Source organism: Kitasatospora sp. NPDC101157 (assembly GCF_044768255.1).
Lineage (GTDB): Bacteria > Actinomycetota > Actinomycetes > Streptomycetales > Streptomycetaceae > Kitasatospora.
Genome location: NZ_JBIWPL010000005.1, coordinates 258,986 through 283,061 on the forward strand (window position 1 = coordinate 258,986; position 24,076 = coordinate 283,061).

Here is a 24,076-nt window from a genome sequence, read left to right on the forward strand (position 1 = left end):
AAGGGCCCGGGGAAGGGCCCGGGCGCAGGGGAGACCGCGGGCGCGGCGGGGAGTGCGGGGGACGGGGCCGACGCCCGGGCGGACGCCCCAGGAGTGTCGTGAGGCACCGGACGGCCCCCGGTGTGGGAGCGTCGGGGGATGGTCGATCAGGGCGGCGCCGCGCGGCCGGCGCGGGTGGTGCACGAGGTGCCGTACCGGGCGCAGTGGGAGTCCGCGGAGCTGGTGCGGGACATCGTGGACGGGCGGCTGGACGCGGCCCGGGACCCGCGCTGGGGCCAGTCGGGGGCGGCCACCCCGGAGGAGTACGCATGGTGGTCCTGGCGCCTGTGCGGGGTGGCCTGCCTGCGGATGGCGCTGGAGCACTGGTGGGGCGTGACCCCGACGGCGATGGCACTGGCGGGCGAGTGCGTGGCGGCCGGCGCGTACGTCCGGGACGGTGAGAGCCTGCGCGGGCTGGTCCACACGCCGTTCGCGGAGTACGTCCGGCGGCGCTGGGGGCTCGCCGCCCGCGCCGCGGAGTTGGCGCCCGCGGAGGTGGCGGCCGAGGTGGCGGACGGCCGGCTGGTGATGCTGTCGGTGCACCCGTCGATCCGGGAGCCGAACGGGCCGGAGCCGGTCCGGCGGGGCGGGCACCTGGTGCTGGCGGTCGGCGTCACGGAGACGGCGCTGCTGATCCACAACCCCTCGGGCTTCCCGGGGGAGTCGCAGGCCTTCGCGCGCGTTCCGTGGCGCTCGTTCGGGCCGTTCTACGCCGGGCGGGGGATCGTGCTGGGCCCGCCGCCCGGCGTCGAGAGCTAGCGCGACCGGCCGGAGCGGCGCCGAACGGCGGCCCGGCTCGCCGGAGCGGCGGTCAGGTGTTGTCCGGCAGCCCCGCCGGGTAGAACGGCAGGCTGCTGCGGCACAGCGCCGAGATCGGCTTCAACGCGGCGGCCAGCCGGTCGAGTTCGGCCCGCGGGTAGTCCTCCCAGACCCGGGCCGCGGCCAGGTCGGTGGCCGCCTCCAGGGACTGGTGGCGGATCCGCCCGAGCTCGGTCACCGTGCCGGCCGCCGTCAGCCAGCCGCGTTCGAGCAGGCGTCCCGCGGCCGCGTCCCACTCCGCGTCCGTCCAGCCGCGCACCGGCTGGAGCTGCTCGCGCCGCATGTCCATCGCGCAGCGGATCACCAGCGCCTCGCAGCCGTCCAGCCCGGCGGCCACCAGCGCGGCCACGTGGCCGTCCCCGCGGTGTTCGCGCATCACGGTGGCGGCACGCCAGAGCCGCTCGTACAGTCCGGTCGGCGCCGGGAGCGCGGCGTTGGCGGCGGCGAGCACCCGGCCGGCGCAGTCCAGCCGGGCGGTGGCCTGCTCCAGCGTCTCGACCGCCTGCTCGACCTGCTCCCGGTCCACGTGCTCCAGCAGCCGGGCCAGCGCCGCGCCGGCCCCCTTGCCGCGGGCGGCCAGCGCCTCCTCCGGGCCGGCCAGCGACCAGATCGCCGGCAGGGCGCGTTCGACCATCGCCGGGGCGAAGTTGAAGAAGGCGGCGATCACCGGAGGGGCGTCCACCGCGCCCAGCGGGGCGGAGCGGCCGCCGAAGTAGCCGCGCCAGAAGCCGCGCAGCCCGGCCTCCTCGAAGGCGCCGCGACACTCGGGCTGGAAGTAGGTGACGGCGTGCACCGGCTCGAAGAGCCACCAGAGCGCGCGGGCGGGATGGACGAGATCGGCCATTGGGAGACCTTCCTCGGACGGGGCTCCGGGCGGGCGCGGGGAGCTCGACTGGTCGGCACGGCACACGACGGTCGCGCGGGCGGCGGGGTACCGGGGCCACCCGGGCGGGCGCGCGGGCCGTTCACGTGCTGATGACCACGGAGGAGGCCCCGGTAATCCTCGGTGCGGTGTGGCGGAGGTCACACGCTGCCGGGCGTCAGTGGTCCACCGGCGGCATCGCGAGCGGGTTGACCGGCATCCGATCGCGGCAGATCGCCGCGATCGGCCTCAGGGTGGCCGCCAGGCGGTCGAGTTCGCCGTCCGGCAGCCCCTCCCAGACGCGGCCCGCGGCCAGGTCGGTGGCGGCCTCGACCGACCGGTGCCGGCTCCGGCCGAGCTCGGTCACCGCGCCCCGCGCCGTCAGCCAGCCCCGCTCGACCAGCCGCGCCGCGGCGCCCTCCCACTCCTCATCCGTCCACCCTCGCATCGGCTGGAGCACTTCCCGGTCGGCGTCCAGCGCGCAGTGCAGCACCGGCGCCTCGCAGCCGTCCAGTCCGGCCGCGACCAGCGCGGCCACGTGGCCGTCCCCGCGGTGCTCGCGCAGCACGGACGCGGCCTGCCACAGCCGCCCGTGCGCGTCCGCGGGCCGGGGGAGCGCGGCGTTGGCGGCGGCCAGCACCCGTCCGGCGCAGTCCAGCCTGGCCACCGCCCCCTCCAGCGCGGCCGCCGCCGACGCGACCAGCCCCGGCTCCACCGGCGCCAGCAGCCGGGCCAGCGCGGCCGCCGAGCCCTCGGTCCGGGCGGCCAGGACCCGCTCGGGGCTGGCCCGCGTCCACGCCTGCGGCAGGGCGCTCCCGACCAGTGCGGGGGCGAAGCTGAAGAACGCGGCGATCACCTGTGGGGCGTCCACCGCGCCCAGCGGGGCCGCGCGCCCGGCGAAGTAGCCGCGCCAGCCGCCGTCCAGCCCGGCCGCCTCGAAGGCCGCCCGGCTCTCGGGCTGGAGGAAGGTGACCGCGTACACCGGCTCGAAGAGCCGCCACAGCGCTCGGGCGGGGTGGACGGGAGGGGCGGGGTGGACGGGGTGGACGGGGTGGACCGGGTGGACGGTGCCGGGATCGGACGCGTCGGGGCCGGGAACGGACATGCGGGAGACCCTCCTCGGGGCAGTCGGCAGCCGGCGGCCGGTCGGGCGGCCGGGCGGCCGGGCGGGGACGGCCCGACGGGCAGTGCGGGCCGCTCACCTGCTGATGGCCACGGCGCAGGCCCCGGCAACCCCGGCCGGGGTGTGATCACGGTCACGCGGAGCTCGCCGGGTGCGACCGGCGGTGGTGCGGCGCGAGATGATGGGACGAGGTGCCCGCCCCCGGGCGCCCAGCCCTCGCAAGCCCTCGTACGAAGGTAGTCGGTCATGGCCCAGATCAACCCCAGCATCCTGTCCGCGGACTTCGCCCGGCTCGCCGACGAGGCCGAGGCCGTCCGGGGTTCCGACTGGCTGCACGTGGACGTCATGGACAACCACTTCGTGCCGAACCTGACCCTGGGCATCCCGGTGGTCGAGTCGCTGGCCCGCGCCACCGACATCCCGCTCGACTGCCACCTGATGATCGAGGACCCGGACCGCTGGGCCCCGCAGTACGTCGAGGCCGGGGCCGGCTCCATCACCTTCCACGTCGAGGCCGCCGCCGCGCCCGTCCGACTGGCCCGCGAGATCCGGGCCAAGGGCGCCCGCGCGTCGATGGCGCTCAAGCCGGGCACCCCGATCGAGCCCTACGAGGACCTGCTGCCCGAGCTCGACATGCTGCTGATCATGACGGTCGAGCCCGGCTTCGGCGGCCAGGCCTTCCTGGACATCATGCTGCCGAAGATCCGCCGCACCAGGGAGCTGATCGCCAAGCACGACCTGGAGCTCTGGCTGCAGGTCGACGGCGGCGTCTCCGCGAGCACCATCGAGCGCTGCGCCGAGGCCGGCGCGGACGTGTTCGTGGCCGGTTCGGCCGTGTACGGCGCCGAGGACCCGGCCCAGGCCGTCCGCGACCTGCGCGAGCTCGCCGACAAGGCGTCGGCAGAGGCCTGGTGGGCCTGCGAGCACTGAGGCGCACACCGAGGGCCCCTCGGGGCCCCGCGCGTCGGGCTGCGGCCGGATGGCCGGGCACGGGTGGAGGAACGCCGCACCGTGGCGGATGATCGGTGACGACGCCCTCCGGGCCCCGCCCGGCCCGGCCCCTGCGTACGGTGGTGGAACCGCGATGAGCAACCTCGACCTCAGGCCCACCCCGACCAGCTGCGGCCGCGAGGCCAGCGGCGGCCCGGCGAAGGATCTGCTGACGGGACGTCAAGTGCCGCTCGGTGAAAGCACGGTGGTGCGTCGACTGCTCCCCGGCCTGGGCCGCCGGATGGTCGGGGCCTGGTGCTTCGTGGACCACTACGGCCCGGACGACATCGCCGACGGGCCGGGCATGCAGGTCCCGCCGCACCCCCACATGGGCCTGCAGACGGTCAGCTGGCTCCACCAGGGCGAGGTGCTGCACCGTGACAGCCTCGGCAGCCTCCAGACCGTCCGGCCGTACGAACTGGGGCTGATGACCTCGGGCCGGGCGATCTCCCACTCCGAGGAGTCCCCCCGCCCGCATGCCCGCTCCCTGCACGGCGCCCAGCTCTGGGTCGCCCTCCCGGACGCCCACCGGCACACCGACCCGGCCTTCGAGCACCACCCCGACCTGCCCGTGGTCACCGCCCGCGGCCTGCGCGCCACCGTCATCCTCGGCACCCTGGACACCGCCACCTCGCCCGGCACCACCCACACCCCGCTGGTCGGCGCCGACCTCGCCCTCGCCGAGGGCACGAACCTCGCCCTCCCGCTGGTCCCCGAGTTCGAGTACGCCGTCCTCGCCATGACCGGCCGGATCGACGTCGACGGCGTCCCGGTCGAACCCGGTTCGATGCTCTACCTCGGCTGCGGCCGCCGCGAAATCCCCCTCCTCGCCCGCTCCGAGGCCGCCGTCCTGCTCCTCGGCGGCGAGCCCTTCGAGGAGAAGATCGTCATGTGGTGGAACTTCATCGGCCGCACCACCGAGGAGATCGCCGAGGCCCGCGCCGCCTGGACGACGGGCGACCGCTTCGGCGAGGTCCACGGCTACGCGGGCCCCCGCCTCCCCGCCCCGGCACTCCCCGCGGTGCCGCTGAAGCCGCGCGGCCGCGCACGCTGAGGCGCGGAGTTGGCGCCGTGAGTCGGCAGCCCGACCCCGGGCAGCCGCGCCTGCCGGAGTGTTCGTGCCACCCACCGGCCCGTACAACCCGTCTGTCCCTCCCCGTCCGCCCCCGGACACCGTGCACACCCCGCGCTACCGGCATCACAGAGGGTGCGTCGGTGTACTGACAGGGCAACCTGTACGGTCATAACGCCGCAGAGGGGAGCGCCCCTTTGCCACATGGGGAGGAGTCGCACACACATGGGTGGTAGCCCGTACTTCACTACGGGGCCGGTCGCGCCGGCGCCGGATCCGATGCCGAACACAGCCGAGACGTCGCCGCACGCCAGGCTCGTCCTGGCAGGCACCGGAAACCCGCCCTCGTCCGGGCCGGTGACCACCCAGCTCGACACGCCACATGAGCTCGCAGCCTCGGCCGGGATAGCCCGGCAGATCGCCACCGACCTCGACAGCGCCAACGGCAAGGCCGGCCCTGGCGCGCACAGCCTCACGGAGTACGCGAGCACCGCGTCGACCAAGATCCGCGGGTTCTCCTTCGGCGGCGCCCTCACCGGCAGCACCGAGCGGTGGATGCAGCAATGCCAGGCCCTGCACAACCGGCTCGACAACGCCGCCGGGAATCTCGACCAGACCCAGCAGACCTATCACACCAACGAAGCCAGGACAGCGGCCGATCTCCGCGCGGGCCGGTAACAGGGGGAAGCAGACAGATGGTGTCCTTCAAGGAACTGCACGAGGCCGACTTCGCCGCGATCAACGATGCCGCCGAGGCATGGTCCGGCGTCGCCAAGGCCCTCACATCCCTGGACGGTCGGGTCGCCAAGGACCTCACCGGTACCGCACAGCGGGCCGGTTGGAAGGGTGCGGCCGCCGACGACGCGACCAAGGTGTTGCAGGGCATCGACGGCGACTTCAAGCAGGCCTCTGCCGTCGCCACGGCCCTCGCCGCGATCATGAAGGCCGCCGCCGAGGACTTCGCCGCCGCCCGCCGCGACCTCGACACGGCGATCCACGACGCGCAGGCCGACGGCATGACCGTCTCCGCCGACGGCACCGTCAACTGGAGCCTGCCGAAGGAGGCGAGGAACGATCCCGACAGCGGCAAGCTGGCGCAGGGGCTGCAGGCCAAGGCCGATGCCTATGCGTCCCGCCTGACGAAGGCTGTCGAGAAGGCCGCGGCAGCGGACCAGCGAGCCACCACCGCGCTCCAGGGCGACATCGGCACCAGCACCACGTCTTTCAACCCCACCCCGTACGGGGGCGGCCCGGTCGCCGATGCCAACCGGGCCAAGGACTTGATGTCCAAGGGCGGCAGCCTCAGCGATCCGGAGCTGAAGCAGTTGCAGGACATCATGGCCGCCAACGCGGGCAACAAGGACTTCGCGACCACCCTCATCAACGGTCTCAACTACGGCGGCAAGACCGGCCCGGACGCCCTGCTGGAGTACTCGAAGATCTACGGTGACCTCGCTCACGGCAACCACAACGCCAAGGGCTACCAGGACGTCTACGGCAGCCTGTCGACGGCCCTCGCCACGGCCACCCGCGACGGCGGCATGGGCAAGGACTGGGAGGACCGCCTGCTCGCGGCCGCCCACCGTCCGGGCGGTTCGGCGGCGGGCTGGAACGACAACTACCCGGCGCTCACCTCGCTGATGGGAGCGGGGGGGAACTACGACAAGGCGTTCCTGCTCAAGGTCGGCAATGACCTGGTCGACTTCGAGCGCACCAGCAAGACCAAGGGTGAAGACCTCTGGGGCCCGAAGTGGAACGGCGGGGCCAACCAGTCCGACCCGATGGGCGGTCTGATGAACGCGTTCAGCCACAACCCCGAGGCGTCGAAGGACTTCTTCGACCCCGGGAAGGGCAAGAACCTGGACTACCTGCTGCATGACCGGAAGTGGCCGGCCCAGGGCAGCGAGCAGAACGCCGTCGCCGACTTCACGCCCTCCCGCACGGCCTTCGGCTACGCGCTGGAGGCGGCCACGACCGGTCGGGACCCACACAGCGACCAACCGGTCGTCCGCCCACACGACAAGGTCATGTCGCAGATCATGGACGAGACGATGAAGTCCTTCGCCGGCAGTGGTCAGGGTGACAAGACGTCCCTTCCGGCCGGACTTCGCCGGCCGATGGCCGACATGATCGCCGACTACGCGGCGGACATGCACGAGATCCTCGGCAAGCCGCTGCACGGGCCTTCCGAACCCAGCGGTCTCACCGTCACGCAGGACCAACTCCTGCGTCTCATCCGGGGCTCCGCCGAGGACCCGGCGTCCTTCGCAGTCATCCAGCATGCGGAGACCCAGGAGATCGCCCGCCGCCTGGAGGGTCTGGACCGGGATGCCATGATGCCCGATGCGACGGGCCATGCGAAGCCCCAGCTGGAGGCCCTCACCCACAACTCCGCCGTGACCCTCGGTGCACTCGACGCGGTGTACGCCGACGCCGCCGTCGACCACGCGGACGCCGAGAAGTCGACCGCGGACTGGCAGGCGAAGATGAACTACCACCTGCTCGGTACACCGGCGAACCTGATTCCGGGAGTGGGTGACGTCGCGCAGCGCTACGTCGACATCGGGACCGCCGCGTACGCGGACGGCGTCAAGTCGAAGATCGACACCGGGCTCAAGGACAATCTGAGTTCCCACTTCTCGGCGGGACGGCAGCAGCTGGATGCGATGATCAACTACAAGATGGTCATGTCCGGATACGACGGCAAGACACTGGACATCGACGGCGGCGTGCCCCAGCAACTGCAGGCGACTGCGGGTATCGCATACAACGTCGGGATCGACAACACCTACCGCACCGTCTTCGGCAGGTCGTGAGCACAGTGGGGACTGAATCTAGGAGCGGGTCTCCCGACGACGTCGGGTCAGCCGAAAAGGTCGGTGAGGCACTGAATCGGCGCGGGTTCACCACGCGGCGGCTGCGGATGCGGCTGGCGGCGGTGCTGTTGGCGTTCTCCCTCGTCCCGGTCGGGGGAGCGGGCTTCGCGCTGTACCGGCTGACGAACCTCGGGGGGCCGGACAGCGTGTGCGATGGGACTGTCACGGCAGACCAGGTGCACGATCTGCTGGGGCCAGGGAGGATCTCCGAGGACAAGAGGGGTTACTCGCCGACGGAGGACTCCGCCGGGAACAGCTGTTCCGTCAAGGTCAGCTCCGGCCTGTTCGATACCTCCGAGAAGACAGTGCAGTTCACCGTCGTGCTGAACTCCAAGGACGGCCCGGGTACCCTGGCTGCGTCGGACGCCCGGCTGTTCTCCGGAGACTCGGCCGGCTCGGTGACTCCTGACGCCGCGTGGGCCGTGCTCCCCGCCGGGTGCCAGAAGGGTGTGCGTGCCGAAGTACGCACCAACGAGGAGGGGAAGGACGAGGTCAGGGCCGGCCTGGCCGTGGCCTTCGCCAACGGGGTGGCCAGGGCGCGCTCGTGCGGGGACCGGGTACTGCCGGTTCCGAAGGGGTTGTCGGCGAAGGGGGCCGAGACGGGACCGGACTGGGCCAACCTCTGCGGCCTGCCCGGGTTCGCACCGGCAAGGAACCCCGAGGCGCCGTCGGGCAACCGGCAGCAGGTCACCACCGGGTCCGCCCCGATCTGGTCCTGCACCGTCGGCAACGGCCCGACGCCGGACGGCTGGTCGAAGCGCTTCGCGATCACGACCGATCCGCGGATCACCGCCCTGACCGTGAAGGACGGCAAGGACCCGGCCGGGCCCGGGCGGGCCCGTTGGGTCGCCGGCGGAACGCTCGTCGTCACCTGCCAGGGCAAGGACGTCTTCTTCAGTCTCAGCGGCGGCTACGAAGGACCTGCCCTGTTCCCCGACAACGACGATCTGGTACGGCAGTTCCTCAAGGCCGGAGGTAAGGCGATCGGCTGCGAGCCGATCCTCTAGTCACCTGGCCGCCTCCTCCGGCTGCCGGTTCCCGGCCGGCAGCCGGAGGAGCGTATGAACCTGGCCGACTGGACAGCCGGCAGGAAGAAGCGCTCCCTGGATGCCGAGGACGCCCGGCGTCGTGAGGCGGCTCAGGAGGTGAGAACGGGCTTCAGGAAGGGACTCGGCTCGCCGTGCCAGAAGATGTCGACGCTGTCCCTGGCACGGGTCACCGCGACGAAGAGCAGCGAGCGGGCACGCTGCATCTCCCGACGGTACCTGGCGAGGTCCGTCCCCTTGAGGCGGTTCACGTTGTCGCGCGGCACCAACCCGTCGCGGACGCCGGCGATGATCATCCGCTGGTACTCCAGGCCCTTGAACCTGAACATAGTGCCGATGTGGACACCGCTGCCGTTCCTAGGGCCGTCGGGGCCGATCTCCACAGCGGCAATTCCGTGCTGCGCCAGGGTGTAGGCGACCTCTCCCGCCATTTGGTTGGTGGGGACGCAGACGGCGATCTGTTCGAGGGGGATCCGTTCGTCAGGGCGGGCGCTCCAGGCCGCGATGTGCTCGGCGATGCCCACCCGCTCCGCATTCCAGTCGGCGTAGGGGTGCAGCCGCGGAGCGGCACCGTTGAGGACGGACCGGAAACCGGCCAGGGTCTCCTCACCACCGTTGAGATCCGGCTTCGTCCGCGCCCACTCCGCTCGGCGCGACCGGTGCGGCGGGCATCAGGCCCGGTGACACCGTCAACGGACGGCTCTACCTCGTGGTCCCTTTCGGGGAGAAGGACGAGGCCAAGTCGCTCCTCAAGGCCCAGTGGGACGGGCCGAACAAGCTCTGGCACGTCGACGCCGCGCGGGTCACCCGGGAGCAGGCAGCCCGCTGGCTGCCGTGAGGACGAGGCATGCGCAACTGGGCGTTCCTGTCCTGCCGGGGCGACTTGTGGCACGTTGTCGAGAGCTGACACGATCTCAGATATGCATCCCCGCATCGCGGACAGGACGTCGTCGGGGAGGCGCGGAGAGGGGACGAGATGGCACGGGTGAACCTGCGGGCCGCGTTCATGAGCGGGCTGTCGTCCACTGTCACGGCACAACAGGTCTTCACCGACCGGGTCAACGAGGTGGCTGCCTTCAACCGGTCGGTCGAGGGGCTGAGCCGAACCCTGGACGAGGCCGATGTCTCGCCGGTCGTGGACCGGGCGCAGGGGCGCCGCAATGTCCTGACGCTCTACGGGGTCGGCGGTATAGGGAAGACGACGCTGTCGCACGAGCTGGAGCGCCAACTGCTCGCCGGGGCTGCGGCCGAGGCACGGGGCGACGTCGTCGCCGTCCGGGTGGACCTCTCCGAGGACGGCGCCCGGGACCTGGAGGGCTTGCTGCTGCGTCTGCGCGCCGGGTTGGGGCAGTTGGGCAGTCGCTGGCCGGCCTTCGACCTGGCGCTCGCCTCGTACTGGGCCCGCGCCCACCCCGGGGAGGCCCTCCAGGACTTCCTCGACGCCTCACCGGCCCTCCGTAGGGCCTCCCGCAGCATCGGTCTGGGCGAGCAGATCGCGGAGACCGTGCGGGAGATCGACCCCGCGGGTCTCGGCGGGCTGACCGGGCTGGCGCACCGCGCGGCCCTGGCCACGTACCGTGCCGTCCGGGACCGGGTGCGCGAAGGACGGCTGCTGGCGGACTGCGAGCTGTTCGCCGAACTGATCGAGGCCGACGCCGACTACGAGACGCTGTCGTACTTCCCGTACCTGCTGGCCTGGGACCTGGACCGTATTTCCCACCGGGGCCGGTCGGACCGGCGGCCCACGGTGTGCGTGTTCCTCGACACCTTCGAGGTGCTCAACGGTGGCGCCGACCGCATGGTGGAGCGACTGGTCCAGCGTTGCGTCTACCTGATGCCCAACGTGCTGTTCGTGATCACCGGCCGCAACCGGATCGACTGGGCCGACTCGGGCGCAGGCGGCGAACTGGACTTCACCGGCCCGAGTGCTGGCCGAACCTGCACTTCAGCAACGACACGGTCGAACCCCGCCAGCACCTCGTCGGCTACCTCTCGGATTCCGACGCCGACAGCTACCTCAGCGATGCACTCACCCGGGACGGCGAGCCCGTGATGCCTGTCGAAGTCCGCCGACGCATCATCGCGGGCGGCCAGGGCCTGCCACTGTACCTGGACCTGTCGGTGTCCCACTTCGTGGCGCTGCTCGCCCGCGGAGGGCAGCCGTCGGCGGCCGACTTCGGTGGCACGTTCACGGCAGTGGCCACCCGGTCGATCCGGGACCTGCCCCGGGAGGAGCGCGACCTCGTCCGTACAGCGGCGCTCACCGACCGGGTCGGTGCTGATCTCCTTCGGGCCGGACAGCCCAACGTCTCCGACGGCAGCGTGGCCCGATTCCTTCGCCGGCCGTTCCTGACGCACGACGACGCCTATGCCCTGCCGTACGCGCTGCACGCGGCGCTGCGCCACGCCATTCGCGAGGCGGACCGCAGCCTGCCGGACGGTTGGTCCGACCGCGACCGCAGCGAGGTCGCGGCTCGGTTGCTCGCCTGGCTGGGCGAACGGCTCGGATCGTCCGCCGACCGGGTGACCATTGCCCAGGTCCTGGAGTCGGGGCTCAAACTCTCAGCAGAACACGGCGTCTTCGCGGACTGGATCGCCCGGGCAACGCAGCGCCTGGTCGAGGCCGGACAGTGGTCCGAACTGGGCGCTGTACTTCCCGCCGAACGGGCGGGGACGCCGGAGTACCGGGCGGTCCTCGCCGCCGTGCGGGGTGTCCAACTGCGTCGGACCGGTCACGCCGCCGAGGCGGTCGGGTTGCTCCACGGGGTCGGGGAGGGCCTGCCGCAGGGTAGTCCGACGGCGCAGCTGGTGCAGATCCACCTTGCCCACGCACTGCGCAACCACGGTGACTACACCAAGGCGGCGGAGATCTACCGGGCGCTGCTGGGCGGTGAGTTCGACGCGGTGGCCAGGTACTGGCTCTGCGACTACGACTACCTCAACGGACGTTTCGGCGCGGCGCTGGATTCGCTCCGGAAGCAGCGCAGCCGGGGACCGGAGGACGAGGGCGAGCGGTTGAGGCTGATCGGACACGTCTGGCGGGTCAACGCCCGTTTCGACGAGGCGAGGGCCGCGTACGCGGAGGCGATCGACCTGGCCCGGCGCGAGGGCCTCGCCGCTGCGGAGGCGAAGGCACTGGCGAACCTGGCGCAGACCGCCTGCTGGGCCGGCGAAGTCGATGCGGTGGCGGATGCGGCGACCCGCGCGAGGGACCTGCTCGATCTGGTGCCCAACCCGGTGGAGCTGGTCAAGATCCGCTCCGCCGAGGCGGTCGCGCACGCGGTGGCGGGCGACGCCGGGGCCGCCGTGGAGGCGGTTGGCGGAACCCGTCGGTTGGCGGACGGCATCGGCTACCGCGGCGGCCACAACCTGGCCGATGTGGCCCAGATCCTGACCGGTGTCCTCGGGGGCGACCACGACGGCGTCCGCCGCACGCGGGCCGAGCTCGACGCGCGAACCCGCAGGTCGGGCGGCAACACCTACTGGGTTCCGATCGTGACCAGCTGGATCGAGGGCGTTCCGCAGGCCACGGAGCACGATCCGCGGGTCGAATGGATCGACGGCGCGGCCGTGGCGTTGGGCCGGTGGGCGGAGGTGGCCACGCGACGATGAGGCGCGAAGGCACTGGACCCGAGGCCGGACAGGAGGAAGAGAGCTCATGACCGGTCCTGCACATGTCGAGCCGGTACGTGTCGGTCTGGTCGGGGTCGGCATCATCGCCGAGACCCACCTTGCCGTCCTGGCCGAACGAGACGACGTGGTCATGGAGTTCACGGTCGACTCACGGCCGGTCGGACCGGTGGAGTTCCGGGGTTCCAGACCGCCCCACTACAGCAGGCTCGCCCAGGCGCTCGACGCGCACCAGCCGGACCTGGTGGTCCTCGCAACACCGACGGAGACCCACGCCGAGCTGGCGGTCCTGGCCCTTCTCCGTTCCACGGCGCGGGTGCTCGTGGAGAAGCCGCTCGTACACGACCTCGCCTCCCTCATGGAGCTGTGCGAGTTGGACGGCAAGGTCGATGTACGGGGCCGCGTGTTCACTGCCCATCACTTTGCCTTCTCCCCTGAGGTCGACTGGGCGTCGCAGCTGATCGGCGTGAACTCGGGCTGGGGGCCGATCACAGCCGTGACTTCGGCCTTTTACGACCCCTACGTCCTGCGGGGGCCTGAAGCCTTCGCTTCGTACGTCTCCAGCTGGACGGATTCAGGGGTGAACCAGCTCAGCATGCTCACCCGGTTCGTCGACCTCACCGAACTCACGTCCGCCCGGCAGACGGACGGCGGTGCAAGTGCCTGGTGCACTGTGGACTTCCGGTCTCATGGGGAGGTGGGAACAGCCCGGCTGCGCAGTAGCTGGCTGACCGGTTCCAGCAGCAAGGAGAGCAGCTTGGTGTTCGGCCGCTCCGGCGTGGAAGTCTGGATCGACCACACTGCCATGACCGGATTCGCCGCACGGCAGGGCGACTTGCTGGGTTCCTTCGGCAACGACGGCCGGACCGCACGGAAGATCGCCCACTACCGTCCGCTCTACGCCAGCCTGCTCTCCGGTCGGCCCGATCCGGTGCTCGGCTTCGACACTGCGGCGACGATCACCGCCATCCATCGCGCGGTGCCGGGAGTGTGATGGCGAGCGGCCGCGGTCGGTGTTCTCTCCCGTCCCGTGCTTGCACTTTGCTGACCGCAGGTGATCCCCCAGGCCTCTGACCTGGGAGAAGCTAGAAGAGGCGTGACATGTGGTGGAACTTCATCGGCCGCACCACCGAGGAGATCGCCGAGGCCCGCGCCGCCTGGACGACGGGCGACCGCTTCGGCGAGGTCCACGGCTACGCGGGCCCCCGCCTCCCCGCCCCGGCACTCCCCGCGGTGCCGCTGAAGCCGCGCGGCCGCGCACGCTGAGGCCGGGGGTCGACGACGGCGCCGGTTCGGCCGGCCGCCTGCTCCGGCAGACTCGGGGTGGAACATCCCGCCGCGGAGGGCCGCGGCCTGCTACAGTCGTGATAGTTGCAGTAGTGGTTCCCATGAACTTTGTGTGCGCCTGCTGATGTATCGCAGGCGCACTTTCTGTTCTCCGGCTTTTTCCGGCGGGCGCTCCATGCGGTGACTCGAAGCCCGCGCCGTGCGTGTTTCGGACAGTCCCTTGAAGGAGATTTTTGATGGCTAATGGCACTGTGAAGTGGTTCAACTCGGAAAAGGGCTTCGGCTTCATCGAGCAGGAGGGTGGCGGCCCGGACGTCTTCGCCCACTACTCGAACATCAACGCCAACGGCTTCCGTGAGCTGCTTGAGGGCCAGAAGGTCGAGTTCGACGTCACGCAGGGCCAGAAGGGCCCGCAGGCCGAGAACATTCGCCCGCTGTAGTTCTTCTGCCGTGGGACCTGCCGAGGTCCTGTCCGGCACCGAGGGGCCCGCACCGCGCACAAGTGCCCGGTGCGGGCCCCTCGGTCATCGCGCCACGGCACCTCCCTCCGGCCGTTCAGGCCCCCTGGCCCCGCCACCGGCGGCCATCCCCACGCGAGACGCCCGGCGCCGCGTCCGGATCGGCGCCCTGCCGTGACAGCTCACGGTTCCCGGTTCTCCGCTCCCGCCCCGCCGCGGAGAGCGCCGACCGCGGGTGACGTGCCGAACGATTTCACCGTCCACGCTCCGCCCGTCACACTTCCGGCCCGTTTCCTCGCGGTCTCCGCCCGGCGCCCCGTGCCACGGAGCCTTCCTCGCGACGTGCCGCTCCGAGGAAGGTCTTCCGCATGGTCCGCTCCAGTCGCTCCGCTCACCACGACGCCGACTCCCGCTCCGCGACCGGCTTCCGCTCCGGTGGCGGCTCCTCGTACGGCGACCGGCCTGCCGAAGGCCGTCCCTCCTCCCGGCGCGGTGCCTCTCAAGGCGCCTCGGTGCGGGGGGAGTTCGCGATGCCGGTGAGCACCACCCCGGCACTGCCGGCCGTCGGGTCCTTCGACGAGCTGGACCTGCCGAAGGCGCTGCTGTCGGCGCTGACCGGCCAGGGCGTCACGGAGCCGTTCCCGATCCAGGCCGCAACGCTGCCGAACTCGCTGGCGGGCCGCGATCTCCTCGGGCGGGGCCGGACAGGCTCCGGCAAGACCATCGCGTTCGGCCTCGCCGTGCTGGCCCGCACCGCCGGGCGGAGGGCGGAGCCGCGCTGCCCGCTGGCCGTGGTGCTGGTCCCCACCCGCGAACTCGCGCAGCAGGTCACCGAGGCACTCACCCCCTACGCCCGCGCCGTGCGCCTGCGGATGGCGACCGTGGTGGGTGGGACGTCGATGAGCCGTCAGGCATGGCTGCTGAACCGCGGGGCGGAGGTCGTGGTGGCCACGCCGGGCCGGCTGAAGGACCTGGTGCAGCGTGGTGACTGCCGGCTGGAGCGGGTCGGCGTCACGGTGCTCGACGAGGCGGACCAGATGGCCGACATGGGCTTCCTGCCGCAGGTCACCGAGCTGCTCGACCAGGTCGCCGAGGGCGGCCAGACCATGCTGTTCTCCGCCACCCTGGACCGCAACGTCGACCTCCTGGTGCGACGCTTCCTCAAGGACCCGGTCACCCATTCGGTGGACCCGTCCACGGCAGCGGTCGGCGCCATGGAGCATCACGTACTGCATGTGCAGAGCTTCGACAAGGGCGCCACGGTCGCCCACATCGCCTCCCGCGACGGCAGGGTGATCATGTTCGTCGACACGAAGCACGGCGCGGACCGCCTGGTGGAGGACCTGCTCGCGAACGGTGTGAAGGCCGCGGCCCTGCACGGCGGCAAGTCCCAGCCGCAGCGCACCCGCACCATGGAGCAGTTCCGCACCGGCGAGGTGACCGCCTTGATCGCGACCAACGTCGCCGCCCGCGGCATCCACGTCGACGGGCTCGACCTGGTCGTCAACGTGGACCCGCCGGTCGACCACAAGGACTACCTCCACCGGGGCGGGCGCACCGCCAGGGCCGGGGAGTCCGGCACCGTCGTCACGCTGGTGCTGCCCAACCAGCGCCGTGCGACGGCCCGCATGATGACGACGGCCGGCATCACACCCGTCGCCATCAGGGTGACCGCCGGTGACGAGGACCTGGCCCGCATCACCGGCGCCCGCGTGCCCAGCGGCATCCCCACCGTGATCCCGGACCCCGTCGTCGAGCGGCCGCGCCGCGGCTCGTTCGCGGGCCGCGACCGCCGCGGCCGCCCCGCCCACACCGTCGGTGACACCCGGGCCGCCGCCGGCCGCGATGACCAGGGCTCCGCCGGCCACCGTCGGCCGCCCGGCCGCCCCGCCCGGCTCGCGTAGCACCGCTCGGGCCCGGCGCGCGGTGCGGACCGGGCCCGAGCGGTTCTCCCGTTCGGCCACCCTGCCCCGGAAGCCCTGCCCGGCCGGCCGAGGGCCGGAAACGGAGGTGCCGAGGGGCCTTGCCGCCGATATAGTAAATGCGCATAGTAAATCGGAGGGCGGGGGTGGCTCGTGAGGGAGTCCGTGTCGGCGGCCGGGTTCGAGCGGGCGGCGAGTCCGGGGCAGAGTCCGGGGTTCCTGTTGTGGCGGGTGACCTTGGCGTGGCAGCGGTCGCTGGCGGCCGCGCTCAGGCCGTACGAGCTGACGCACGTGCAGTTCGTGCTGCTGGCCGGGGCGTGGTGGCTCGGGGCGGAGGAGGGGGCGCCGACCCAGCGGCGGCTGGCGGAGCACTCCGGGACGGACCCGATGATGACCAGCCAGGTACTGCGCACGCTGGAGGCGAAGGGGCTGGTGGAGCGGGTGCCGGATCCGGCGGACAGCCGGGCGAAGAGGGTGCGGGTGACGGAGGCCGGGGAGGCGCTGCGGGAGCGGGCGATGTACGCGGTGGAGGAGGCCGATGCCGGGTTCTTCGCGCCCGTGCCGCGCGGCGAGGTGCTCGCCGTGCTGGACGCGCTGTCCGGCGCGACCGTGAGGGGGACCGAGTGATGACCACGGAGACACCGCGCCTGTACCTGACGGACATCCGGCTGCCCGCCCGGGAGCCGTTCGACTTCCGCGCCTCGCTCGGGTTCATCGGCTCCTTCCCGGCGATGGCCGGGCAGCAGGGCACCGCGCAGGCCGCGCTCACCCTGGCCGTCCGGGAGGCGGGGGCGACCGTGGGCGTGCGGCTCACCGCCGCACCGGGGGCGCCCGGGCTGGTCGGCCGCGTCGCCGCGGAGCGGCCGGTCGGCGAGGAGGTGCTGCGGGCCGTCACCGAGCGCCTCGACTGCTACCTGGGGCTGTCCGACGACCTGACCGAGTTCTACCGGCTGGCCGGGCAGGACGAGCCCTTCGCCCGGGTGGTGGAGCGGCTGCACGGCTACCACCAGGTCAAGTTCCCCTCGCCGTTCGAGCTGCTCTGCTGGGCGATCCTGTGCCAGCGCACGCCGATGCCGGTGGCCCGGGAGATGAAACGGGCGCTGGTCGAGGCGGTCGGCAACCGGATCGACGTGGGTACCGAGCGGCTGTGGGCGTTCCCGGACGTCGAACAGCTGGCCCGGTTCGACGAGGGCGAGCTCCTCGCCCTGATCGGCAACCCGCGCAAGGCGGGCCACCTGTACCGCTCGGTGCGGCTGTGGGCCGGGCTGGACGAGCACTTCCTGCGCACCGGTCCGTACCAGGAGGTGCGCGAACAGTTGCTGACGCTGCCCGGGATCGGTGACTGGTCGGCCTCCTTCCTGCTGATCCGCGGGCTCGGGCGGATGGAGCGGATCGAGCTGGACAAGGAGATGGGCCGGGCCCTCCAACGGGTCTACCGGCGCCCGGTCGACGAGGCGGAGTTCCGTCGGCTGGCCGACCACTACGGGCCCTGGCAGGGCTACTGGGGGCACTACCTGCGGGCCGGTGGCTGACCGGACGGGAGGGGAGGGGGCCGGACGGGACGGGACCGGAGGAAGGGACGGGACGGGACCGGAGGAAGGGACGGGACGGGACCGGGGGAAGGGACGGGACGGGACCGGGGGAAGGAACCGGACGGGACCGGGGGAAGGGACCGGACGGGACGGCACGCCGGGCGCGCGGCGGGCGCCCGTTGCGGCGTACGGGGGGACCTGTCCGGACGGACGTCCGATGGCCGGGCGTCGGGCAGGGCCCGCGGTTAGCCTGGCCCGCATGTACAACGACGGTCTGGTGACGTGCACCGCACGTGAGCTCGTGATTCGCCGGTACTACTTCCCGCTGGCCTCCGCCAAGCGGATCCCCTACGGGCGGATCCGCGGGCTTCAGCAGGTGCCGCTGAGCAGGGTCGGCGGGCGGTGGCGGATCTGGGGGTCCGGGGACTTCGTGCACTACTTCAACCTCGACCCGGGGCGGGTGGACAAGAGCGTCGCCTTCGTCCTCGACCTCGGGGCGCGGGTGAAGCCGGTCATCACCCCCGACGACCCGGAGCGGCTGCTCGCGGCGCTGGCCGAGCACCGGATCCCGGTGACCAGGGGGTAGTTCAGTCCCCCCGGGGCTGCGAGGGGCCCGGCGCGGCCCCGGGGCGGCGTCAGCCGAGGGCCGGGCGGTGGCGGGGCCAGGTGGGGTGGTGCTGGTCGATGACGTAGTGGTGGCCGTGCTGCCAGGAGCCGCCGCCGGCGGGGCGGGCGTCGGCGAGGTGGGGATGGCCGGCGGGCAGGTCGGTGTGGAGGTGGCTGAGGGCGTCCGGGTCGCTGGTGGGCCAGATGGTGGTGGCGGTGACGGCGGCGGCGAGGGCGAGTGCGCCGAGGACGGCGGCGGTGGCCGGGAGGCCGGCGCCGGCGGCGAGCCAGCCGGCCAGCGGGTAGGTGAGCAGCCAGCAGCCGTGCGACAGCGAGAACTGGGCGGCGAAGGCGGCGGGCAGGTCGGGGTCGGCGGCGGAGCGCCGGATGACCCGGCCGCCGGGGGTGAGGACGGCGGAACCGGCGGCGCCGACCAGGGCCCAGGCGGCGAGCAGGGCGAACCAGCTGCCGGTGCCGGCCGGGGCGGCGGTGATCGCGGTGACGGCGGCGAGCACGCAGGGCAGGGCGAAGGCGGCGGGCAGCATGACGGACCGGTCGCTGACCCGGGCCAGCAGCCGGGGCAGCAGCACCGCGGCGAGCATCGAGCCGACGCCGTACGCGCCGAGGGCCAGCGACACGGCTCCGGCCGGGCGGTGGAAGTGGTCGCGGACGACGTTGACGGTGTCGACGAAGACGATCGCCCCCGCGGCGGCGACCGCGAGGTCCAGCGCGAGCAGGGCCCGCAGCCGCGGGGTGGCCCGGAACAGCCGGGTACCGAAGGCGGCCCTGCGGTAGAGGCCGCCGCGGCGTACGACCGGCTCGGGTGCGGGCCTGTCGTCGGCCCGCGGGCGGGAGTCCGACGGCGGCCCCGCGGGGAGGACGGCCGAGACGACCAGGGCGGCGGAGGCGAGGAAGCCGGCCGTCGTGCCGACGAACAGCCAGTTGTAGGGGACCACCGAGAGCAGCAGTGCGGCCAGGGCCGGGCTGAACAGGGACTCGAAGTCGTAGGCCAGCCGGGACATCGACAGCGCCTGGGTGTAGTCGCGTTCGGCGGGCAGCACGTCCGGGACGGTGGCCTGGAAGGTCGGGGTGAAGGCGGCGGAGGCGGCCTGGAGCAGGAAGATCAGGACGTAGATCTGCCACACCTGGTCGACGAACGGCAGGGCGAGGGCGACGCCCGCCCGGGTGAGGTCCGTGCCGACCATCAGGGTGCGCCGGGGGATGCGCCCGGCGAGGGCTCCGGCGATCGGTGCGATGGTCACGTAGGCGACCATCTTGATCGCCAGGGCGGTGCCGAGCACGGCCGAGGCGTTGCTCCCGGCGATCGAGTACGCCAGCAGCGAGAGCGCCACGGTGGCGAGGCCGGTGCCGGTCAGGGCCACGACCTGGGCGGTGAACAGGTGGCGGTAGGTGCGGTTGCGCAGCACGGTCAGCATGGGCCCGTCCCGGGGCGACGAGGAGGGGGTACGGGCTCATCATAGTTAACGCGTGCGTACCTGTGCACCTGTTGGGCGGGCCGGACGGTCCCGGGGGCGGGGGCGGCCGGGTCGTCAGTCGTGCGGCGGCAGGTGGGCGATCTGGTGGTCGGCGACGTTCAGTGCCTCGTCCACCAGCCGGCGCAGGTGGCCGTGCCGCAGCGAGTAGACCACCCGTCGGCCGTCCTTGCGGGTGGCGACCAGCCCGGCGAGGCGCAGCTTGGCCAGGTGCTGGCTGACCGAAGGGCGGGCGGCGCCGGTCGCCTCGGTCAGCGTGGTCACGTCCGCCTCACCCCGGCCGAGCCGCTCCAGCAGCGCCAGTCGGGTGCGGTCGGCCAGCAGGGCCAGCACGGACGCGGCCACGTCCAGCCGCGCCTCGGCCCGCTGCTGCGAGCGGTGTGCATCTGCCAGATCGGTGCCGGAGCTCATGGCGCCATGGTAGGGCCCGTGCGCAGGTGCGTTCATGACGACCGCCCGCGGCGCCGGTGCCGGTAGGCGAGGGTGACGGCCGCCAGCAGCGGTCCCCAGAGCAGCAGCGGGGCGTAGCAGGCGACCAGGACGACGGTGTGCCAGTCACCTGCGAACACGGGGGTGCCGTCCCGCAGCGGACGGCCCTGGAGCATGCGGCCGGTGGAGAGCAGGACCGTGAACAGCAGACTGCCGGCGGTGAGCACGGTGGCGCCGAGGGCGGCCGGGACGACGGCCGCGGCGACCGGGACGGGCCGTCCCCCCAGCAGCGGGAGCCGGCGCGGGAACACCTCGCCCCAGCGGGCGACCAGACCGAGCGCGGCGAAGGCGAACAGCTCGGAGACGGCCGACAGCAGCACCACGTACAGCTCCAGCGGCAGCCACCACGGCAGGGTGCCGGAGTCCTGCACGGCGTCGCCGTCCAGCGGGACGTGGAAGGTGCAGGTGGCGATCCGCCAGGCGCTGGACGGCAGCACGGTGAACGGCACCGCCCGGGCGGCGATCCGGGCCCAGCGCGGCACGCCGGAGACGGGGGTGTGGGCGGCGGCCCATGCGGTGCGCAGGCGGCCTGCGGCGGGGTGCGGGTGAGCGGCGGTCATGCGCGGTTCTCCGGTCCGGCGGGGGCTGTGCCCCGAACGCTCGCAGCCGGACCGGGAGGTGGACCTCCCCCGGCGGGAGGAACCGCCTCCCCCCGCCGGGGGAGGGGCCCTTCGGCCGACGTCGGAACGCTCAGACCGCCAGCTGCTCCTCGGTGGCCGGCGCCGGGGCGGGTTCGAGGTCGCCCAGTCGCGGGATCACGATCAGCGCGGCGAGGATCAGGGCGCCGGCGATGACGATCGGAGCGCGGACGCTGACGGTGGCTCCGATCCACCCGCTGAGGCCGGCGCCGATCAGCATCCCGATCCGGGTCAGCATCAGGTAGCAGCTGTTGACCCGGCCGAGCAGTTCCTTCGGCACGGTCTGCTGGCGCAGCGAGATCGCCTGGACGTTCCAGGTCACCACCCCGAAGTTGCCGAGGGCGAACAGCGGTGCCACCGCGAACACCGAGGGGCTCAGGCCCATCAGCAGCAGCGCCGAGCCCATCAGGACGAAGGAGAGGGAGATGCGGGCCCGACGGCCCATCCGCTCGCTGATCCGGCCGGCCAGCATGCTGGCGGCGGTGCCGCCGGCCACGCCGCTGGCGAGGACGGCGCCGTACGCCCAGGTGGGTTCGTTCAGGGTCCGGGTGACCAGCAGCGCCATCATGGTGATGCCGAGTGCGGAGGCGCCGCCCGCCAGGGCGGAGAGCGAGGCGACCAGGCGCAGCTGCTTGTGCCGGTACAGCCAGCGGACGCCCTCGCGGACCTCGGCCATGACCCGGCGGTCGGACTTCGCCCGGGGGGCACCGGAGCGGCCGGTCGCGGCGACCAGGGCGGCGGCCACCGCGAAGGAGGCGCCGTCCACGGTGAACGGGTAGCCGGCGGCGACGGCGAACAGCGTGGTGCCGACCAGCGGGCCGACCATCCGGCCGACCAGCTGGCCGCCCTGGAGGCGGCCGTTGGCGACGTCCAACCGGTCGGAGCTGACCACGTCCGGGATGGTGGAGGTGGCGGCGTTGACGAACACCGTCTCGCCGCAGCCCAGGACGAAGGCCAGGGCGGCGAGCAGGGCGAGCGGCGGGGTGGTGGAGAAGACGCAGGCGGCGAAGCCCAGCACGATGGCGGCGCGTCCGAAGTCGATCGTCCACATGAGCCGGCGGCGGTCGAAGCGGTCGGCGATGACCCCGCCGAACAGGGCCATCAGCAGCCAGGGCAGTGATCCGGCCACCGCGACCACGGACACCGCGGACGGGGAGTCCGAGATGGCCAGTGCGAGCAGCGGCAACGACGAGTCCCGCATGCCGTCGCCGACCGCTGATATCGACGAAGCCGACCACAGCATGGCGAATTTCCGGCCCAGTTGGGGCCTGGTGCGGTGCGGGGGTGTCGCTAGGCTGGCTGAGGTCACCGACGCAGTATGGCATGACCGCTACAGATTTGGCCGCCCCTTCACAGACCATTCCCAGCCGGAAGTCTCAGAGTCCGGAAACCCCCTTGACGAGGGTGCTCACTCCGCCCGCGAGGGCCAGCCCCAGCACCACCGTCCGGGCCCGCGGCTCCGGCACCCGGGTGGTCAGCAGCCGGCCGGCCACCGCCCCGCCGGCCAGCGCCATGGTCACCAACCCCCAGGCGGGAGGTTCCAGTTGGGGAACGCCCTTGACCGCCAGCGAGAAGGCGTTCACGACCACACCGTACAGCTGGGCGTTCGGCACGAACTCCCGGGCCGTCCAGCCGGAGTTCACCGCGTAGAGCGAGACCGCCGGGCCGCCGACCCCGGCCGCGGAGTTCATCAACCCGCTGGTGACACCCGCGACGACCGCCCCGCCGACCCCGCGCAGAGCGGCCGCCCGCACCCCGCGGATCACCAGCAGGGCGGCCGCGGTCACCAGCACGCCGATGCCGACCAGCAGTTCCGGCGTGGGCACCGTCGCCGCCACCCAAGCCCCCGCGGGTACCGTGCACACGGCCGCGGCCATCAGCGGCAGCATCGCTCCGGGCCGGACCTGCCGCCAGCTCCCGGCCAGCCCGACCGCACTGATCGCCAGCGCGGCGAAGTTCGCCAGCGTCACCCCGCTGTTCGGACCGAGCAGCAGCACCAGGACGGGCGCCGCGACCAGCGCGAAGCCGAGCCCGGCCAGCCGCTGGACGGTGGCGCCGAGCAGGACCACCAGTCCCAGCAGCAGTTCGCCGCTCCAGCCGCTCATCAGTGCTGGACGCCGGCGGAGAGCGAGAAGTCGGCGAAGTACGCCTGCTGGGTGCTCGCCGGGCCCCAACCGGTGTCGTGGCCGCCGTAGAAGGTGGAGAACAGCACCCCGCCGAAGGGGATGGAGCCGATGCCGGAGGCGGTGCCCTTGGCGGCGTGCACCTGGCGGCCGTCGTACCAGACGGTGATGTCGCCGGTGCCGCGGTCCACCAGCTGTTCGACGGTGTGCCAGCGGTCGTCGGCCTGGAAGTGCCAGTCGCCCAAGCCCTCGTCCACGCCGTAGCCGGTGGGGCCGGAGTTGCTCGGGGTGTAGAGGTAGACCTCGCCGTTGTCGGGGCTGCCCTTGGCGCCCCGCCACATGTAGCGGGTGGACCAGCCGGCGCCGTGGTTGCCGCCGGACTCCTCGCCGATCTTCCCGCCGTACAGGCCGGGCAGCTTGCCGGCCTTGCCCCAGTCGCGGCCGGCGGGGAACCGGACGGAGTACTTGAGGTCCAGGGTGCGGCCCTGGGCGAGCGCGGACAGGCCGAGGGAGTTCAGGTCGGTGTAGAACTGCCCGCCGCCCGGGTTGGGGCAGTCCGTGCAGGAGTTGGCGGAGGAGCCCGCGCCGTACGTCACCCGCAGCGCCGGGCCGCCGCCGGGGGCGGCCGGGTTGGCGACGGCGCCGAAGTCGGCCGCGCCCCAGGCGCCCTGGTCGGCCACGCCCCAGGCCCGGCGCCACTGCGGAGTGCCGTAGTCCCGGAATCCGCCGGTCCAGGCCGCCGCTCGGCCCGGTACGGGCGCGGCGGCGGAACCGGCGGTCGGGTGGTCCGTGGCCCGGGCCGGGGTGGCCGCGCAGCCGGCGGTGGCGAGCAGGGCCAGTGCGGCCAGGACGGCGGTGCGCGCGGTGCGGTTCATCCGGGCTCCTCGGTCGGCGGGCGATTCCTACCGATCATGCCGCACGGCCGAGTTGTGGTCGGGCAAAGGAAGGGGAAAGGACTGTGGCCGGGGGGGGGGGTGAGCGGGTTGGTTTAACGCCCAACCCGCCCCCGCCCGTGTAAGGGGGTGGCGGGGGTAGGGGGTGTGGGGGGTCGGGCCCGCGGGGGCCCGGTGG

23 protein-coding genes and 2 pseudogenes are annotated in these 24,076 nt (G+C 72.9%); 16 read left to right on the top strand and 9 right to left on the bottom strand.

Features of this window, described 5'->3' with window-relative positions; translation table 11 throughout:
- Positions 1-138 precede the first annotated feature (138 nt).
- Complete coding sequence (locus ACIRVF_RS13715; RefSeq protein ID WP_402816469.1) at positions 139-798, top strand: C39 family peptidase; 660 nt, start codon at positions 139-141, stop codon at positions 796-798.
- Between the two features lie 52 nt (positions 799-850).
- Here the strand turns inward: ACIRVF_RS13715 and ACIRVF_RS13720 are convergent, their stop codons facing one another.
- The gene (locus ACIRVF_RS13720) at positions 851-1,702 is read right to left on the bottom strand and encodes a hypothetical protein (protein ID WP_402816470.1); all 852 of its coding nucleotides are present in this window, start codon (positions 1,700-1,702) and stop codon (positions 851-853) included.
- Between the two features lie 196 nt (positions 1,703-1,898).
- Positions 1,899-2,825, bottom strand: a complete 927-nt coding sequence (locus ACIRVF_RS13725; protein ID WP_402816471.1) for a hypothetical protein — start codon at positions 2,823-2,825, stop codon at positions 1,899-1,901.
- 264 nt (positions 2,826-3,089) lie between these two features.
- Here ACIRVF_RS13725 and rpe point away from each other — a divergent pair, with 264 nt between their 5' ends.
- The 5 genes from rpe to ACIRVF_RS13750 all read left to right on the top strand — a co-directional run bounded on the left by rpe (position 3,090) and on the right by ACIRVF_RS13750 (position 8,788).
- Complete coding sequence (gene rpe / locus ACIRVF_RS13730; RefSeq protein WP_402816472.1) at positions 3,090-3,773, top strand: ribulose-phosphate 3-epimerase; 684 nt, start codon at positions 3,090-3,092, stop codon at positions 3,771-3,773.
- A 154-nt stretch (positions 3,774-3,927) separates the two neighbouring features.
- Complete coding sequence (locus ACIRVF_RS13735) at positions 3,928-4,887, top strand: pirin family protein (protein WP_402816473.1); 960 nt, start codon at positions 3,928-3,930, stop codon at positions 4,885-4,887.
- A 375-nt stretch (positions 4,888-5,262) separates the two neighbouring features.
- A complete protein-coding gene (locus tag ACIRVF_RS13740) occupies positions 5,263-5,583 on the top strand; it encodes a hypothetical protein (protein WP_402816474.1) in 321 nt (106 codons plus the stop codon).
- Positions 5,584-5,600: 17 nt separating this feature from the next.
- Positions 5,601-7,721, top strand: coding sequence for a hypothetical protein (locus tag ACIRVF_RS13745; protein ID WP_402816475.1), 2,121 nt, complete (start codon positions 5,601-5,603; stop codon positions 7,719-7,721).
- A 236-nt stretch (positions 7,722-7,957) separates the two neighbouring features.
- On the top strand, positions 7,958-8,788 hold the full coding sequence (locus ACIRVF_RS13750) for a hypothetical protein (RefSeq protein ID WP_402816476.1): 831 nt from the start codon (positions 7,958-7,960) through the stop codon (positions 8,786-8,788).
- Positions 8,789-8,919: 131 nt separating this feature from the next.
- On the opposite strand, the pseudogene ACIRVF_RS13755 reads toward ACIRVF_RS13750, so the two are convergent.
- Positions 8,920-9,450: pseudogene (locus ACIRVF_RS13755) on the bottom strand (3'-5' exonuclease); the annotation flags it as partial.
- Positions 9,451-9,536: 86 nt separating this feature from the next.
- On the opposite strand from ACIRVF_RS13755, the gene ACIRVF_RS13760 reads away from it, so the two are divergent.
- The 10 genes and pseudogenes from ACIRVF_RS13760 (at position 9,537) to ACIRVF_RS13805 (ending at position 18,242) form a co-directional block, all read left to right on the top strand.
- The gene (locus ACIRVF_RS13760) at positions 9,537-9,665 is read left to right on the top strand and encodes a DUF5710 domain-containing protein (protein ID WP_402816477.1); all 129 of its coding nucleotides are present in this window, start codon (positions 9,537-9,539) and stop codon (positions 9,663-9,665) included.
- A gap of 138 nt (positions 9,666-9,803) precedes the next feature.
- Positions 9,804-10,880 carry a hypothetical protein gene (locus ACIRVF_RS13765; protein WP_402816478.1) on the top strand — a complete coding sequence of 359 codons (1,077 nt, stop codon included), beginning with the start codon at positions 9,804-9,806 and terminating at the stop codon, positions 10,878-10,880.
- Positions 10,880-12,439, top strand: a complete 1,560-nt coding sequence (locus tag ACIRVF_RS13770; protein ID WP_402816479.1) for a tetratricopeptide repeat protein — start codon at positions 10,880-10,882, stop codon at positions 12,437-12,439. The genes ACIRVF_RS13765 and ACIRVF_RS13770 overlap by 1 nt, the downstream gene beginning before the upstream one ends.
- Before the next feature lie 46 nt (positions 12,440-12,485).
- On the top strand, positions 12,486-13,451 hold the full coding sequence (locus ACIRVF_RS13775; RefSeq protein WP_402816480.1) for a Gfo/Idh/MocA family protein: 966 nt from the start codon (positions 12,486-12,488) through the stop codon (positions 13,449-13,451).
- 107 nt (positions 13,452-13,558) lie between these two features.
- Positions 13,559-13,723 (top strand): annotated as a pseudogene (locus ACIRVF_RS13780) (pirin family protein); the annotation flags it as partial.
- Positions 13,724-13,980: 257 nt separating this feature from the next.
- Complete coding sequence (locus ACIRVF_RS13785; RefSeq protein ID WP_045694210.1) at positions 13,981-14,184, top strand: cold-shock protein; 204 nt, start codon at positions 13,981-13,983, stop codon at positions 14,182-14,184.
- A 386-nt stretch (positions 14,185-14,570) separates the two neighbouring features.
- A complete protein-coding gene (locus ACIRVF_RS13790; protein WP_402816481.1) occupies positions 14,571-16,106 on the top strand; it encodes a DEAD/DEAH box helicase in 1,536 nt (511 codons plus the stop codon).
- Positions 16,107-16,355: 249 nt separating this feature from the next.
- Positions 16,356-16,751 carry a MarR family winged helix-turn-helix transcriptional regulator gene (locus tag ACIRVF_RS13795; RefSeq protein ID WP_402816482.1) on the top strand — a complete coding sequence of 132 codons (396 nt, stop codon included), beginning with the start codon at positions 16,356-16,358 and terminating at the stop codon, positions 16,749-16,751.
- A complete protein-coding gene (locus ACIRVF_RS13800) occupies positions 16,751-17,656 on the top strand; it encodes a DNA-3-methyladenine glycosylase family protein (protein WP_402816483.1) in 906 nt (301 codons plus the stop codon). Before ACIRVF_RS13795 ends, ACIRVF_RS13800 begins: the two co-directional genes overlap by 1 nt.
- 259 nt (positions 17,657-17,915) lie before the next feature.
- Positions 17,916-18,242 (top strand): hypothetical protein, encoded by a 327-nt coding sequence (locus ACIRVF_RS13805; protein WP_402816484.1) that lies wholly within the window; start codon positions 17,916-17,918, stop codon positions 18,240-18,242.
- Between the two features lie 49 nt (positions 18,243-18,291).
- Here ACIRVF_RS13805 and ACIRVF_RS13810 read toward each other — a convergent pair whose 3' ends face one another.
- From ACIRVF_RS13810 to ACIRVF_RS13835, 6 genes are all read right to left on the bottom strand, one after another.
- Positions 18,292-19,698, bottom strand: coding sequence for an MFS transporter (locus ACIRVF_RS13810; protein WP_402816485.1), 1,407 nt, complete (start codon positions 19,696-19,698; stop codon positions 18,292-18,294).
- Positions 19,699-19,812: 114 nt separating this feature from the next.
- Positions 19,813-20,166, bottom strand: a complete 354-nt coding sequence (locus tag ACIRVF_RS13815) for an ArsR/SmtB family transcription factor (protein ID WP_402816486.1) — start codon at positions 20,164-20,166, stop codon at positions 19,813-19,815.
- Between the two features lie 32 nt (positions 20,167-20,198).
- Positions 20,199-20,804 carry a hypothetical protein gene (locus tag ACIRVF_RS13820; RefSeq protein ID WP_402816487.1) on the bottom strand — a complete coding sequence of 202 codons (606 nt, stop codon included), beginning with the start codon at positions 20,802-20,804 and terminating at the stop codon, positions 20,199-20,201.
- 130 nt (positions 20,805-20,934) lie between these two features.
- Positions 20,935-22,191 carry an MFS transporter gene (locus tag ACIRVF_RS13825; protein ID WP_402816488.1) on the bottom strand — a complete coding sequence of 419 codons (1,257 nt, stop codon included), beginning with the start codon at positions 22,189-22,191 and terminating at the stop codon, positions 20,935-20,937.
- A gap of 67 nt (positions 22,192-22,258) precedes the next feature.
- Positions 22,259-22,987 (bottom strand): TSUP family transporter, encoded by a 729-nt coding sequence (locus tag ACIRVF_RS13830; RefSeq protein ID WP_402816489.1) that lies wholly within the window; start codon positions 22,985-22,987, stop codon positions 22,259-22,261.
- Positions 22,987-23,880 (bottom strand): polysaccharide lyase, encoded by an 894-nt coding sequence (locus ACIRVF_RS13835; RefSeq protein ID WP_402816490.1) that lies wholly within the window; start codon positions 23,878-23,880, stop codon positions 22,987-22,989. The genes ACIRVF_RS13830 and ACIRVF_RS13835 overlap by 1 nt, the downstream gene beginning before the upstream one ends.
- Positions 23,881-24,076 lie beyond the last annotated feature (196 nt).